The following is a 14,328-nucleotide window of genomic DNA, read 5'->3' on the forward strand; positions in this document are numbered from 1 at the left end:
GTCGAAGCGGGGAAAAAGGGGGTGAGACGGGGCGATTGGCCGCGACCTTACGCGGCGGCCACCTCGCCGGGCGCGTACGTCAGTCGCTCGCCGTCGTGGACGACGACGACGCGGAACTGCGAGCCCTCGTCGACGCCGGACATGTTGTACGCCACCGAGAACGTGCCGTCGTCCGTGACGGTCGCGGACTGCGATTTGAGGAACGGCGACTCGCCGGAGCCGTGCATTCGGACCGCGACGTGCTGACCCGCGTCGAGGCTCGTGGTGCCGGAGACCGTCTGACCGGTCGCACTCCGGAGCGTGACGGCGTCACCCTCGTACTCGAGGCTGGCCGTCTCCGACGGCGCCTCGGTGATGGTGCCGTTCGACCGCGCGAGCGTCTCGCCGTCGTGGATGGCGGCCGCGTCGAACGTCTGGCCCGCGTCCGTCTCCGAGAGGTTGAACGTCGCGCGGAAGGTGCCGTCCTCGGCGACGGTGGCGTCCTCGGAGAGCAGGAACGGGTGGTCGGAGCCGGCACTGCGCAGGCGGACCGTCACCGTCGTTCCGGGCTCTAGCGACGTCTCGCCGCGGACGACCTGCTCGGATGCCGCGCGCACCTGTATCTCCTCGCCGTCGACGGTGACGAACCGACCGTACGGGCCGTCGTCGGTGTCGTCGGACTCACCGCCGTCGGTGTCCTCACCAGCGTCGGCGGAGTCGTCAGTCGAGTCGTCGGGCGCCGGCCCGGTCGACTCGTAGCCGGCCGTGGTGTTGGCCAGCAGTTCGTCGCCGCGGTAGACGGCGACCTGCATGTCACCGTCGCCCTCGATCGACGAGAGGTCGAACGCCACCGACCAGGTGCCGTCCTCGGAGACGGTCGTCTCCGCGGTGAACAGGAACGGGCTGGCGCCCGAGTTCTTCAGACGGACGGTGAGGTTCGTTCCGGGGTCGAGCGCCGTCTCGCCGCCGATTGTCTGACCGGGGGCGGTTTCGAGCGTCGACTGCTCGTTCGGTCCCGCGGCGAACTGGACGGGCGCGTCCGACCCCGGGACCGGGGTCGCGGTGGGGCTGGCGGGGCCGCCGTCGGCGCCGGCCTGTGAGGGAATCAGGCCGTACACGCCGACCACGGCGCCGAGGCCGACGACCGCCGCTAGCGCGACGACCGGGAGCAGGCGACGGTTCACCGCATCACCTCCGTCCGCAGGGAGGGGAGTGGTTGGCTTGCTGTACGGGGACCGTGCCCCGCGGCAGTACGGGGTGGGCGTCTGACTCTCACTGCATCCGTTCGTAGCGGTGGCACACAAGTAACCCCGACGTAAGCTTAAATCCAGAATTGAGTGGTTTCGTGGTCGCTAGCGGCCGTTTCAGACGAGTGAGAGACGCTACCGCTCGACGACGCCGGTCAACAGCGAGAGCCCGACGACCGCGAGCAGGCCACCGAGGCCGAGCGCCCCGAGCGCCGGTAGCGAGAGACGGTCGACCGGCGTGTCGCCACCCGTGGGCGTGCCGGGCGACTCCGCGACGATGAGCGTGCCGCGGGCGGCCCACAGGTCCGGAGGCGGCTCCTCTCCGGTGGGCACTGTCCCCCGGTACAGCGAGAGGTCGTACTCGCCGGCCGCCAGCGCGCCCGCACGCTCGAGCACCCGGACCTCGTCGGCTGGGGCGACCGCCGAGAGCGACACACGGCCGTCCCCGGTCGTCTCGTAGTCGAGACGCACGCGCTCGTCACCGGAGCCGTCCCGGACCACGGCCCGGAGCGAGTACGCCTCGCCGTCGACGACAACGGTCGCAGTCCGGGACTCGTCGAGACGGAGCGGCAGGGTCGCCGTCCGACCACGCTCGACGGTCAGCGGGGTGCGGCCGAAGCCGAACTCGGTCACCGCATCGCTGTCGCTCGACTGTGGGTAGACAACCAGCAGGGCTGGCGTCCCGCCGGCGTTTGCACCCTGGAACACGGTCAGCGGGTACTCGCCGGCATCGAGCAGGCTACCGTTCGGCGGGAGGGAGGGCGTGCCGCTGATGCGCACCTCGTCGGAAGGGCCGGCCGCCCCGAGCGCCCGAGAGAGGTTGCCCGCCGCGCCGGTGTCGAAAAGCACCGTGACCTCGCCGTCGCCGTCGCGGTCGACCAGCACCGCGTCGAACCGGTAGCTCCCGTTCGGCCCGCCGACCGACAGCGTCGCCCGGCCCCTGTCGCCGACCAGAATCGGGAGTCCGACCGTCCCGCCGCGGACGGTGTCGACGACGCTCCCGTTCCGGTCGACGAACGGCGAGGCCAGGTCGTCGCGGGCGCCGGGCGGTGGCGCGCAGTTCCGCTCGCAGGGCCCGACTCGCACGCGCTCGGCGTCGAGCCGGACGCTCCGGAGGTGGACCGTCACGTCGAGTCGGGTGCCGGGGGAGACGCCCTGGAGGTCGGCGACGGCGCGGAACCGCCCCCGCTGGTCGACGACCGCGGTCGTGACGAGCGGGGGCACGCGACCGGTCTCGGCCGCGAGCCTGACCGTCACTTCGGTGCCGGCCGACAGGTTCGTCCGCCCGTGGATGGCCTGGCCGGGGCCGGCAGACAGCGTCGCGTTCGGCGCGTACGGGAACAGCGTCGCCGTCGGTCGGCTCGGCGGCGTACGACAGTCGCCGTCGCAGGCGACTGTCTCGCCCCGGCCGCGCGTGAGTTCCGTGCCGTTGTGCATCACGCGGACGTCGAACGTCGTGGACGGCTGGACGAGCGAGAAGTCGAAGGTGGCACGGAAGCGACCCGCCGCATCGACCGTGGTCTCGGTCGACTTCAGAAACGGACGGGTCCCCGACGCGCGGAGCATCACCGTCAGTGTCTCCCCCGGCGGCAGGTCCGTCCGCCCGTAGAGGGCCTGCCCGGTCGCGTTCGCGAGGGTCAGCCGGTCGCCCTCGACCACGAGCGTCGCGTTCCCGTCGGCACTCGGGGCGTCGGTGCCGGCGGCAGGAGCGACGGCCATCGTTGCGACCGACGCCACTAGGAGCCACGCGACGAGCAGGCGCGCCCCGCCGGTCACGCGTCACACCTCCGACTCGTCCGCCTGAACATACCTGCCGTTCTTCCGGCCGCCAGTTAGGTCCGCGGGTAGCTAAAAGACAGGCTTGAGTGGCGTCACTCGTCGTCCTCGAACGGGGAGCCGGCGGCGTCGGGCTCCTGGCCGGCGATGGAGACGATGTTCTCGCGGCCGACCCGGAGCTTCGATATCTCCCCCTCGTCTTCCATGTCCGACAGAAGCATCGACACCTTCGATTTCGACCAGCCGGTCTCCTCGACGATGTTGACCTGTTTCATGCGGCCGCCACGCTCCTCGAGCATCCGCATCACGCGGTCCTCGTCGGAGAGCAGTTCCTCGTCGCTGATGGCGGGTTCGGGGTTCGACGCCGCGGCACCGCCGCCCCCGTCGTCGCCGGTGTCGGTCGTGGCCGTGCCCCCGCCGAGGGCCCCCGACCGGTACGCGTACGCGGCGCCACCGCCCAGCGCGACCAGCGCCAGGAGCGCGAACACCGGGAGCAGTCCGTCGGGACCGTTGCCGGCGCCCGGCGTCGACGAGTCGGTGACCGACGGGCTGTCGGCCGTGGTGCCGGTGGTGGCGTCGGCCGGCCCGAACGTCACCCGCGGCCGTTCGTCGTTGAACGAGCGTTCCCCCTCCCACGTCACCGCGTCCGAGGACGTCGAGGAGGGGTCCGGCTGGGCGCTCGTTATCCTCAGGTTCGGTCCCTCCTCGACGACGAACTTCTGGTCGGGGCCGATGTAGAGGCCGTCCTGGAACACGTCGCCGACGACCAGGCTGTCGCCGTCGCTGGCGGCGAACGCCGTCCAGCGGAACGACATCCGGACGACCCCGAGGTTGTCCTCGACGCCGGTGCCGGTCGTGTACGCCCGCTTCGAGAAGCCGCGCGCCTCCATCTCGCGGCCGGTGACGTTCGTGCCCCTGGCCGTCAACTGCTCGGCACGGCTGACGAAGTCCCGGTAGAGTTCCGTCTCGTTGCCGTTGAAGCGGTCGGCGAACGCCTCGAACTGCTGGCGCTCGGACTCGTTGGCGAGCGTGCGCCGGTACTGGAACGTCCACCGTGCGGATGCGTTCTCGTAGACTGTGATGTGGAACTCCACCTCGTCGAACTCCCCCTGGGTCGTCAGCGAGGCGCGCGGGTCGTCACCGGCCGCCGGAGCGGCCGCGGACGTGACGCTGACGACGAGGAGAGCGATGACGAGGGCGGCGGACGCCAGCCGGTCCATGTGGGCGAAGCACCACCGGGAGCGTATAAAAAAACACCTGAACGCGCCCGTCGCGTGACAGCCGACCGTCGTTACGCGAGGGCGGCGGCCAGCGCCTCCACCGGATGAGGGACGCCGTCGGCGTCGCCGTGGTCGGCAATCTGCGTCCGGCAGGACGCGCCGGGCGCGACCACCTGCTCGCCGTCGCTCCCGCGTATCTGGTCGAGCAATCGCCCGGCGATGGCGGCGCTCATCGAGCGGTGTTCCGCCTCGTAGCCGAAGGAGCCGGCCATCCCACAGCAACTGGAGTCGAGCGGGTCGACGCCGTAGCCCGCCCGCCGGAGGACGCCGACCGCGTGGTGGTCCTTCTTCGTCGCCTTCTGGTGGCAGTGGCCGTGGTAGGTGAGCGACGTGGGCGGCGCGGCCCACTCGATTCGGTCGTCGAGGCGGAATCGGTCGAGATACTCACAGAGCCCGTAGGCGTTGCTCGCCAGCGGCTCCGCCTCCCCGCCCAGCAGGTCGCGGTAGTCCCGCTGGAACATCACGGCGTCGGACGGCTCGACCGTCACGAGGTCCCACCCCTCTTCGATGCGGGGGCCGAGCGCCTCGACGTTCTCCCGGGCGCGCTCGCGGGCCGCGCCGAGAAAGCCCTTCGAGTGGGCCGCTCGCCCCGAGGGGCCGGCGGCTGGCACCTCGACGCGCACGTCCGCGGCTTCGAGCACCCTGACCGCGGCTTTCGCGACCGAGGGGTCGACGTAGTTCGAGTAGGTGTCGGGGAACAACAACACGGTCCGCTCGGCCTCGTCGTGGTCGACGGCCGGGCCGCGCTCGTCGTACCACGCCGCGAACGGCTTGCCCGCGAACGTCGGTAGCTCCGCCTCGCGGGCGATGCCGAGGGTGCGCTCGGCCAGCCAGTCGGCACCCGGGAGTCGAGCGAGCCAGTTCGAGACCGGGGCGAGTCGGCTCCCGAGCCGGGAGACCGCATCGATGTTGCCGAACAGGTGGTCGCGGGCCGACGCGCCGTGTTCCCGGATGTGTGCGTGCTCCACCTCGGCTTTCAGTTTCGCCATGTCCACCTCGCTCGGGCAGTCGTTCGCACAGCCCTTACAGCCGATACAGAGGTCCATCACCTCGTGGCGGAACTCCTCGTCGGTCACCTCGGCGCCGAGGTCGCCGCTCATCGCCTGCCGGAGCATGTTCGCCCGGCCGCGGGTGGACAGCGACTCCTCCTCGGCGGCGCGGTAGGTCGGACACATCACGCCGCCGGTCGTCTCCTGAGGTCCGCGACAGCCGCCACAGCCGTGACAGAGTTCCACCATCCCCTGCATGCCGTTCTCGTTGTCCCACTCCAGTTCCGGGTCGAGTCCGAGGTCGAACTCGTAGTCGGGGTCGAACCGCAGGTTCTCGGTCATGTCGACGTCGCCACACACCTGCCCGGGGTTGAGTATCCAGTCGGGGTCGAACGCCGTCTTCAACTCGCGGAACAACTCGAACACTTCGTCACCGTACAGTTTCCGGTTCCACTGGGTGCGGGCGCGGCCGTCGCCGTGTTCGCCCGACACCGAGCCGCCGTACTCGACGACGAGGTCCGTCGCGGCTTCGGCTATGGCCTCCATCTGCTCGACGCCGTCGGCTGTCTTGGTGTCGACGAGCGGCCGGATGTGGAGACAGCCCGGCCCCGCGTGGGCGTAGAACGACGCGAACGTGTCGTTCGCTTCGAGGACGTCCTGGAAGTCGGCGACGTACTCGGGGAGGTTCTCGGGCGGGACCGCGGTGTCCTCGATGAACGAGATGTGCTTCGCGTCGGAGGTGCGCGACAGGAGGATGGGAAGCCCGGCCTTCCGGAGTTTCCAGAACCGCTCGCGCTCGGCGTCGTCGTGGGCCTCGTCCGCGGAGAGGGCGTGGACGGGGGCTCCGGTCGTCACCGCGTCCGCGCCCGCGTCGGCCGCGGTGTCGGCGTCGGGGTAGCGGTCGGCGAGCATCGCCGCGACCTGCCGGCGGCCGTCCGCGTCGTCCTCGGCGTAGAACTCGACGAGCAGCATCGCTGACGCGCCGTCCGGCACCATCGACTCCACCAGGGGGCCGAACTCCTGGGTGTCGGCCGCGAGGTCCAGAAGCACCTCGTCCATCACCTCCACCGCACAGGGGTCGTGGTCGAGGATAGGTTCGACGTCACGCATCGCGGTCACGAGGTCCGAATAGCCCAGCAGGGCGACGCTCTTCGTCTCTGGCACCGGCTCCAGCGACACCCGGGCCTCGGTGACGACGGCGAGCGTTCCCTCCGAGCCGGCGAGCAGGCGGGCGACGTTCACGGTGCCCGGGTCGCTCCCGATTCCATCGCTCGCCGGCTCCGAGTCGCCGAGTGCCTCGCGGGCCTCCTCGACGAACCGGTCGAGGTTGTAGCCCGAGACGTTCCGCTTCAGGTGGGGGTACGCGTCCCGGATGGTATCCGTCTCCTCGTCGACGACGCGGGCGAGGAACGCGTAGATGTCCCCCTCCAGTCCGTCGCGGTCGCCCCGCTCGCGGAGCTGGTCGACCGTCACCTCGCCGAACCGCGCGACGGAGCCGTCCGCGAGCACGCACTCAAGTTCCTCGATGTAGGCGTCGGTCTTGCCGTACACGAGCGAGTGCGACCCGGTAGAGTTGTTGCCGATGGCGCCGCCGAGCACCGACTTGTCGCCCCACGCCGGGTCGGGCGCGAACTTCAGGCCGTGGTCGGCAAGCGCCGCGTTCAGGTCGCCGAGGCGGACGCCGGGCTGGGCGACCGCCTCGCCGGCCTCGGGGTCGACCGACACCAGTCCGTCCATGTGCCGCGAGAAGTCGAGGACGACCGCTTCGTTGACCGCCTGTCCCGCAAGCGAGGTGCCGCCGCCGCGGGGCAACACCGGGAGTTCGCGGGCCGCACAGTAGGCGACGGCCGTCTCCACGTCGCCCCGGTTCCGGGGAAAGACGACGCCGACGGGCGTCACCTCGTAGGCGGAAGCGTCGGTGGCGTACTGCTGTCGGGTGAACTCGTCGAACCGCACGTCGCCGTCGATGCGAGGGTCGAGGTCCGCGACGACAGCGGGCCGTGCGACCGACTCGCCGGTGTAGTCGTAGTCGGCCCGGGGGTCGCCGGCCGGGTCCGACTCGTCGGTTGCCATGCCCGCGGGTTCGGCGCCCCGCACCAAAAACGCACGCCACGGCGACCCCAAAAAACGAAAGGCCCGCGGGACGCACGCCGGGGCATGGCAGAAGACGATACCCTCCTGAACGCCGCCATCGGTGCCGCCGTCTCGATACTGCTGTCGTGGCTCCCCGCCGCCGCCGTCCTCGGTGGCGCGGTCGCGGGCTATCTCCAGGTCCACGAGGCCGACCTCGGAGAGGGCGCCCGCGTCGGCGCCATCTCCGGGCTCATCGCGCTCGTCCCGGTGCTGCTGTTGCTGTTCCTGTTCGCCGCGTTCATCCCGTTCGTCCCGGCCGAAATCGGCGCGCTTGGGCTGGTGTTCGGCCTCGTAGTGGTCGTGGGCTCCGCCATCTACTTCGTCGGCGCGGGCGCGCTCGGCGGTGCGCTCGGCGCGTACCTGAAAGAGGAACTCTGAGATGCCACCCGGGCACGCTCGCCGCCGCGTGCTCGCTGTGCTGGCCGGCGCCTGTCTCGCCGGCTGTTCGACCGACTCGACGACACCCACCGACACGGGGACGCCCTCACCGACCGACACGGGGACGCCGACCCCGAGCCCCGGCGTCGTCCCGCCCTCGCGGACGTTCTCGCCGACCGCCGTCGCCGCTGACGGCCACGCGCTCACCGCCGAGCGGTGGTTCGCGCTCGACGCCGTCCGCTACGAGACGGACGACGGCCACGCGACGGTCGAGCCGTTCGGCGACCGGTTCGTCGGCTACGAGTTCCGACTGGCGAACCGGGGCGACGAGCGACGGCAGGCGCTCCCCGACTCGGTGTTCCGGCTCCGCGTCGCCGGAGAGACGCACGACCACGTCCACGCGCTCCGCGGCGAGGTGGCGTTCCGGCGGGCCGACCAACCGGCCGACGAGCCGACGATCCGGCCGCTCCGGTGGTACGAGGGGCTCGCCCCCGGCGAGGCCGTGCGCCTCCAGTTGGTGTTCGACGTGCCCGCTCACCCGGCGGTCCGCCACTACCTCGCGTGGCACCACCGGACCGCCGTCGAGGGGAGCGCGGAGCCGGCGTACCTGTACCCGTAGCTACGCCCGCTCAACGAACGACCTGACCGCGCCACCGCCGGCGACGACCAGCGCCGATCCGACGGGCACGACCGCGCCGTCGCCCACGTCGGTCGAGAAGGCGTCCCGCGCCGTCCGCTCGAACAGCCGCGTGCCGTCGGCCGCGATTCCGACGAGCGTCCCGGACGCGACGGCGTAGACGCGCCCGTCGGCCGCGACCGGTTCCACCGGGAGCCCGTCCGGGTTCCACGCCCAGTCGACCGAGCCGGTGGTGCGGTCGACGGCGACGAGGCGGCCGGCGAACGGCGGGTCGCCGTCGAACGCCTCGAACGCGACGCGACCATCGAGGACGGTCGGCGCGAACAGTTCCGTCTCGGCGTCGGCGCCCTCGGCGGTCCACAGCGTCTCGCCGGACTCGAGCGCGAGCGCGCTCGCCGTCGGTGGGCCGTCGTCCACCGTCGTCGAGATGCCGCCGAGGTAGGCGACGCCGTCGGCGACCGCGGGCGGGCCGACCAGCCGGCGGTCGACCGGGTGGCGCCGTGCGACCGGCGGTGCGCCGCCGCCGAGTCGCGTCACGAGCCCCCGGTCGGTCTCACGGAGGGTGACGCCGTCGAACTCGTGGGTGCCACAGAGGCGGTCGTCGGCCAGCGACACCGACGGCTCCTCGGGGTCGGTCCGCCACAGCACGTCGCCCGAGTCGGCGTGGAGGCCCGCGAGGACGCCGCGGTTGAACGCCGAGGCGACGTAGACGACGCCGTCGAGTTCGACCAGCGTCGAGAGCCAGACGCCGTCGTCGAACTGGCTCACCCACTCGCGGTCGCCCGACGGGGAGAGCGCGACGACCGCATCCCCGTAGGCGTACAGCCGTCCGTCGACGGCCGCGAGATGCTGGATTCGACGGTCGCCGAACCGCTCGCTCCAGCGGCGCGTGCCGTCCGTCCCGAGACAGTAGAGGCGGCTCCTCGAGTCGTCACCGAGCGTCAGCACGAACACGCGGTCGGCGGCCGCGACGACCGACTCGACGCTCCCCTCGACGTCGACTCGCCAGCGCTCGACGGGGTCGTTCGCAGGTGGGCTTGCGGTTCCGTGGGCGGTCGCGCTCCGGTCGAACCGAGGGAGCGGCCACGTCCCCTCGGCGGGCGACCAGTCGGCCGACACCTGCCGGGTCGCATCGCTACCGAGCGCCGAACAGCCGGCGAGTGCCGCGGTCGCGGCGGCCGCACCGCTCCCAAGGACCGTGCGCCTGGAGGGCATCGTCCCAGCGTGTCTCCACCGGATGAAATGGCTTTCGCTCCGGCGGCTCGCGTCAGCGCCGCTCGTAGGTGACGAACGACAGCTCGTCGCGGTCCTCGCGTTCCAGTTCGCGCCAGGCGTCGCGGTCCCAGTCGGGGAAGTAGGTGTCGCCGTCGTGCGACTCGTGGATTTCGGTGAGGACGAGCCGGTCGGCGCGGTCGAGCAGTTGCTCGTACACTGTCGCGCCACCGACGACGAACACCTCCTCGTCGTAGTCGGCCGCGAGCGCAAGCGCCTCCTCGACGCTTCCCGCGTGGACCGCGCCCTCCGGAAGGTCGAGGTCCCTGGAGGAGAGCACGACGTTCAGCCGGTCGGGAAGCGGTTCCCCGAGGCGCTCGACGATGGACTCGTACGTCGTGCGGCCCATCACGACCGCGTGGCCGGTCGTCGTCTCCTTGAAATGTTTCAGGTCCGCGGGGTAGTGCCACGGCATCCCGCCGTCGGCGCCGATAACGCCGTTCTCGGCGACGGCGGCGACGAGCGTGACCCGGGTCATTCCGCGACGGCGAACTCGATGCCCGGTGCGGGGTCGTACCCCGACAGTTCGAAATCCTCGTAGGCGAGGTCGTCCAGCGGCTTGTCGGCCACCTCGACGGTCGGCCGTTCGCGTGGCTCCCGCGACAGTTGCGTCAACAGGCCGGGGACGTGGTCGTAGTCGTCCCGCTGTTCCTCGGGGGCCTCCCGCTCCAGCCACTCGCGCACCTCGCGGTACTCGCGGCGGTCCTCGACGGCACTCATTCGTTCCTGCAGAGCCGGTAGGTTGTCCGCGTACCACGCGCCGCGCTCTCCCTCGCCGCAGTAGACGTGCGCGTCGACGACCGTGTGGCCGAACTCTCCCACCTCAAGGTCGACCTGCTGGGCGACGGCGTGGGTCAGAAGCGAGTACGCCGCGATGTTGAACGGGACGCCGAGCGCGATGTCGCCCGACCGCTGGGTGAGATGCGTGTTCAGCCGGTCGCCCTGTACGTTGAACACGAACGTGTAGTGGCAGGGCGGGAGCGTCGAGACGGCGGCGTTGGCGGGATGCCACGCGTTCACGACGATGCGCCGCGACCGGGGGTTCTCGCGCAACTGGTCGACGGCGTACGCCAGTTGGTCGAACGTGCCGTCGTCGTTCAGCCACCGGTGGGCGTCGTCGGGCCACGACTCACCCGGGAGCCGTTCCTCGTCGTCGGGCACGGGGTAGCGCCGCCAGAACCGGCCGTAGGCGGTGTCGAGATGTCCGTTCTCGTCGGCCCACGCGTCCCATATCTTCGTCTCCTCGCGGAGATTCCTGACGTGCTCCTCGCCGGAGAGATACCAGAGCAGTTCGTGGATGAGCGAGTTCCACCGGTAGCCCGAGAGCGTCTTCGTGGTGAGAAGTGGGAAGCCACGCTGGAGGTCGACCGTGTAGTGGTGCGAGAACCCCGCCACGGTGTCGACGCCCGTCCGGTTCGGCTTGTACGTCCCGGATTCGAGTACGTCCGCGACGAGGTCGAGATACTGCTGCATCGGTCGTTCCGAGAGGGTGGGCGAGGGGCCTTAGAGGTTCCGCGAACGGGCCACCCGCCGCCGGCTAAACCCTCGTTTAGCGAGCATCTATGAATCCCCTCTCCGTCCACCGGGGCACGACGATGAGCGACCCCCTCCATGCGGCCACAGCGCGGGCGTTTCCCGACCGGAGCGTCGAGACCATCGAGTCACGGAACGCTCGCCCGGGCAACGAGACGGGCCGCGTGCGGTTCGCCGACGCCGACCCCCTGTATCTGAAGACGGCGACCGACACGACGACGCGGCTCGAACGCGAGACGGCGGCGACCCGGTACGCCGCCGAGAACTGCCCGGTCGGTGTTCCGAGCGTCGTGGCCGCCGACCCCGCCGGCGACCCGCCGTATCTCGCCACTGCACCGCTCCCGGGGACGGCGCTGAACGAGCCGTGGACCGACGGCGCGGACCGCGAGCGACTGCTCCGGCGAGCGGGCCAGAGTCTCGCCGGCGTCCACGAGGCGCGATTCGACCGGGCGGGACGCGTCGTCGGAGGCGACACAGACGGCCTCGAACTGACGGACGAGACGTGGACCGAGACGCTCGCGGCGACCGTCGAGTGGCGCGGCGACGACTGGTTCGCCGACCGGTTCAGTGGCCTGCCACCCCGCCTCGCAGACCTGATTCGCGAGGTCGACCCGACCGTCGAGGGGCGGCCTGCGCTTGTCCACGGCGACGCCAGTCGCCTGAACGTCCACGTCGACCCCGGCGGCCTACTCGACTGGGAGCGGGCGCTCGTCGGCGACCCCGCGTTCGACCTCGCGGACGCGACGTTCCACCTGACGGGACAACCCGACGTGACTGACGACGAGCGGCCCGCGCTCCGCGAGGCGCTCCACGAGGGCTACCGCGAGCGGGCGGGCGCCCTGCCGCCGGGGCTCGACCGATGGCGGCCGCTGTATCGCGCGGTCGCGTATCTGCTCGTCCCGCAGGCGTTCGACGACTGGTCGACCGAGGCGGAGGCGCCGGCCGACGACCTCGCCGCCGACGTGCGCGAGGAGTTCGACGAGCGCCTCCGGGCGGCCCGCGAGGCGCTGACGTGAGCCGAGACTCCATAACGAGCCGGCAGTACCGTGCTGTCAAGTTAAGTTGCTCACCGCGGTCCGTCCGATAACCAGATGCACGACCACGGCGAGAGCCATCGACGCGGTCGGTCCATCGAGACGCCCGGCGCAACGGGGCCCGAGATGTCGGGAGCGTCGCCGCCGAACCGTCGTCCGGCGGGGGTAGCGGGGCCGGTAGTCGGTGTCGACGTATCCCGAGAGGTGACCGCCACATGAACGGCCCCGGGTTCAACGGCCGCGACCCCGCGCCGCTGTTGGAGCGGGTCGTCGACGCCAGCCGCGACCTCGTGTACGTGTACGACGAGAAGAACCATCTCCGCCTCTGGAACCGTCGGGTCGAGGAAGAGCTCGGGTACGACCGCGACCAGTTGGCGTCGAAGCCCGCCGAGGAGTTCGTCGCGGACGGCGAGAGGGCGACGCTCCAGGACGCCATCGCGGAGACCCGGCGCGACGGTGAGGCCGTGTTCGAGGCGCAGATACTGACTGCCGACGGCGGGACCATCCCCCACGAGATACAGGCGAGCGAACTCACGGACGACGACGGCCAGTTCATCGGTCGCGTCGGCATCGCCCGCGACATCACCGACCGGCAGAAACAGGAACGAGAGACTGAACGCCGGGCCGCGGCGCTGTCCGCCTCTATCGACGGCATGTCCATCCTCGACGAGGACGAGGAGTACGTGTTCGTCAACGACGCCCACGCCGAGGTGTACGGCTACGACTCACCGGACGAGTTCCTCGGCGACACCTGGCGGATGTGCTACGGGGCGGACGAACGGGCGCGGTTCGAGACGGAGGTGATTCCGCAACTGGCGGCGACCGGCGCCTGGCGCGGCGAGGCGACCGGGCTCCGGAAGGACGGCACCACGTTCCCGCAGGCGGTGTCGCTGACCACCATCCCGGACGGTGGGCTCGTCTGTGTCGTGCGCGACATCTCCGAGGCGAAACAGCGGGAGCAGGAGCTCCGCGAGCAGAAACAGCGGCTCGACGAGTTCGGCACCGTCGTCTCCCACGACCTCCGCGGGCCGCTGAACGTCGCCGGGGGCCACCTCGACATCCTCGCGGAGGAGGTGGGCGACGAGCGTGTCGCGCCGGTCAGGAACGCGCTTGCGGAGATGGAGCGGCTCATCGACGACGTGCTGGCGCTGGCTCGCGAGGGGCGCGTTCTCGACGACGAGGAGGTGCAACCGGTGTCGCTGGCCGCGATGGTCGACCGTGCGGAGACGACGGCGGCGCCGGAACTCGGGGACATGTCGGTGACCGACGTCGAGTTCCGGGCCGACCCGGACCGGCTGACGCAGTTGCTGGAGAACCTGCTCCGCAACTGCGCCGAGCACGCCCCACCCGACGGTGGGACCGCATCGGACCTGCGCGTCGAAGCCGGCCCGCTCGCCGACGCGGACGGCTTCTACGTCGCCGACGACGGGTCGGGCATCCCGGTCGACGACCCCGGGACCCTGTTCGAACCGAGCTACACGACCGACGGCGGCACCGGGTTCGGCCTCACCATCGTCCAGCGCATCGCCGAGGCCCACGGCTGGGACGTCCGGGTCGCCGACAGCGACGAGGGCGCACGGTTCGAGTTCGTCGGCGCGGACCTGCTGGACGACCGGTGACCGTTCCGGCCGCGTAGTCCCGTGGTTCACCCGTGAGCCGAGCGTTTTTGCCCACGCGCGCCGAGACGGTGCCATGGGATACGACACGGCAGGCACAGCGGACGTGGACTCGGTCGTCCCCGACGAGTGGGGCGGGATGTGGTTCCTGCGGGACGCACTCGACTGCGAACACGTGGGCGTGACGCTTCTGGAACTCGAACCGGGCGGGAAGGGGAAACGCCACGACCACGACGGTACCGACCACGAGGAGGTGTACCTCGTCGTAGCGGGCGAACTGACCGTCGAGGTGGGCGACGAGACGGTCACGCTCGGCAACGGCGAGGCGGTCCGCGTCGACCCTCACACGACACGCCAGGTGTTCAACCGCGGCGACGCCCCGCTGCGGGTCGTCGTCGCGGGGGCGCCCTGACGCGTCCGGCCCACTGATTTTTGCTATCCGGGGTCGATTCCC

The 14,328-nt window shown here is 71.1% G+C and carries 12 protein-coding genes; 5 read left to right on the top strand and 7 right to left on the bottom strand.

Features of this window, described 5'->3' with window-relative positions; genetic code table 11:
* Nucleotides 1-47 precede the first annotated feature (47 nt).
* The 4 genes from NL112_RS16825 to NL112_RS16840 form a co-directional block, all read right to left on the bottom strand.
* Nucleotides 48-1,163 (bottom strand): BGTF surface domain-containing protein, encoded by a 1,116-nt coding sequence (locus tag NL112_RS16825; protein ID WP_255150010.1) that lies wholly within the window; start codon nt 1,161-1,163, stop codon nt 48-50.
* Between the two features lie 198 nt (nt 1,164-1,361).
* A complete protein-coding gene (locus NL112_RS16830; RefSeq protein WP_255150011.1) occupies nt 1,362-3,002 on the bottom strand; it encodes a BGTF surface domain-containing protein in 1,641 nt (546 codons plus the stop codon).
* A gap of 95 nt (nt 3,003-3,097) precedes the next feature.
* Entirely contained in the window at nt 3,098-4,222 is a 1,125-nt protein-coding gene (locus NL112_RS16835) for a helix-turn-helix transcriptional regulator (protein WP_255150012.1), read from the bottom strand.
* A gap of 71 nt (nt 4,223-4,293) precedes the next feature.
* A complete protein-coding gene (locus tag NL112_RS16840) occupies nt 4,294-7,344 on the bottom strand; it encodes an FAD-binding and (Fe-S)-binding domain-containing protein (RefSeq protein WP_255150013.1) in 3,051 nt (1,016 codons plus the stop codon).
* Nucleotides 7,345-7,428: 84 nt separating this feature from the next.
* On the opposite strand from NL112_RS16840, the gene NL112_RS16845 reads away from it, so the two are divergent.
* Nucleotides 7,429-7,782, top strand: coding sequence for a DUF5518 domain-containing protein (locus tag NL112_RS16845; protein WP_255150014.1), 354 nt, complete (start codon nt 7,429-7,431; stop codon nt 7,780-7,782).
* Between the two features lies 1 nt (nt 7,783).
* Complete coding sequence (locus NL112_RS16850; protein ID WP_255150015.1) at nt 7,784-8,401, top strand: hypothetical protein; 618 nt, start codon at nt 7,784-7,786, stop codon at nt 8,399-8,401.
* Here the strand turns inward: NL112_RS16850 and NL112_RS16855 are convergent, their stop codons facing one another.
* From NL112_RS16855 to thyA, 3 genes are read right to left on the bottom strand one after another with little or no spacing between them, the layout of a single operon-like run.
* Nucleotides 8,402-9,634, bottom strand: coding sequence for an outer membrane protein assembly factor BamB family protein (locus NL112_RS16855; protein WP_255150016.1), 1,233 nt, complete (start codon nt 9,632-9,634; stop codon nt 8,402-8,404).
* A 52-nt stretch (nt 9,635-9,686) separates the two neighbouring features.
* The gene (locus tag NL112_RS16860) at nt 9,687-10,169 is read right to left on the bottom strand and encodes a dihydrofolate reductase (protein WP_255150017.1); all 483 of its coding nucleotides are present in this window, start codon (nt 10,167-10,169) and stop codon (nt 9,687-9,689) included.
* Nucleotides 10,166-11,164: a thymidylate synthase gene (gene thyA / locus NL112_RS16865; RefSeq protein ID WP_255150018.1), complete on the bottom strand. Its 999-nt coding sequence runs from the start codon at nt 11,162-11,164 to the stop codon at nt 10,166-10,168. The genes NL112_RS16860 and thyA overlap by 4 nt, the downstream gene beginning before the upstream one ends.
* A gap of 122 nt (nt 11,165-11,286) precedes the next feature.
* On the opposite strand from thyA, the gene NL112_RS16870 reads away from it, so the two are divergent.
* The 3 genes from NL112_RS16870 to NL112_RS16880 all read left to right on the top strand — a co-directional run bounded on the left by NL112_RS16870 (nt 11,287) and on the right by NL112_RS16880 (nt 14,286).
* On the top strand, nt 11,287-12,240 hold the full coding sequence (locus NL112_RS16870; RefSeq protein WP_255150019.1) for a phosphotransferase family protein: 954 nt from the start codon (nt 11,287-11,289) through the stop codon (nt 12,238-12,240).
* Between the two features lie 233 nt (nt 12,241-12,473).
* Nucleotides 12,474-13,877, top strand: a complete 1,404-nt coding sequence (locus NL112_RS16875; RefSeq protein WP_255150020.1) for a PAS domain S-box protein — start codon at nt 12,474-12,476, stop codon at nt 13,875-13,877.
* Between the two features lie 73 nt (nt 13,878-13,950).
* Entirely contained in the window at nt 13,951-14,286 is a 336-nt protein-coding gene (locus NL112_RS16880; protein ID WP_255150021.1) for a cupin domain-containing protein, read from the top strand.
* Nucleotides 14,287-14,328: the final 42 nt, after the last annotated feature.

The organism is Halorarius halobius (genome assembly GCF_024298865.1).
GTDB lineage: Archaea > Halobacteriota > Halobacteria > Halobacteriales > Haloarculaceae > Halorarius > Halorarius halobius.

What these genes read in the sequence shown, in the direction of transcription:
- NL112_RS16855 (WP_255150016.1), bottom strand. Translation starts at nt 9,634, where the DNA reads ATGCCCTCCAGGCGCACGGTCCTTGGGAGCGGTGCGGCCGCCGCGACC.
- NL112_RS16860 (WP_255150017.1), bottom strand. Translation starts at nt 10,169, where the DNA reads ATGACCCGGGTCACGCTCGTCGCCGCCGTCGCCGAGAACGGCGTTATC.
- NL112_RS16875 (WP_255150020.1), top strand. Translation starts at nt 12,474, where the DNA reads ATGAACGGCCCCGGGTTCAACGGCCGCGACCCCGCGCCGCTGTTGGAG.
- NL112_RS16840 (WP_255150013.1), bottom strand. Translation starts at nt 7,344, where the DNA reads ATGGCAACCGACGAGTCGGACCCGGCCGGCGACCCCCGGGCCGACTAC.
- NL112_RS16845 (WP_255150014.1), top strand. Translation starts at nt 7,429, where the DNA reads ATGGCAGAAGACGATACCCTCCTGAACGCCGCCATCGGTGCCGCCGTC.
- thyA (WP_255150018.1), bottom strand. Translation starts at nt 11,164, where the DNA reads ATGCAGCAGTATCTCGACCTCGTCGCGGACGTACTCGAATCCGGGACG.
- NL112_RS16850 (WP_255150015.1), top strand. Translation starts at nt 7,784, where the DNA reads ATGCCACCCGGGCACGCTCGCCGCCGCGTGCTCGCTGTGCTGGCCGGC.
- NL112_RS16870 (WP_255150019.1), top strand. Translation starts at nt 11,287, where the DNA reads ATGAGCGACCCCCTCCATGCGGCCACAGCGCGGGCGTTTCCCGACCGG.
- NL112_RS16835 (WP_255150012.1), bottom strand. Translation starts at nt 4,222, where the DNA reads ATGGACCGGCTGGCGTCCGCCGCCCTCGTCATCGCTCTCCTCGTCGTC.
- NL112_RS16880 (WP_255150021.1), top strand. Translation starts at nt 13,951, where the DNA reads ATGGGATACGACACGGCAGGCACAGCGGACGTGGACTCGGTCGTCCCC.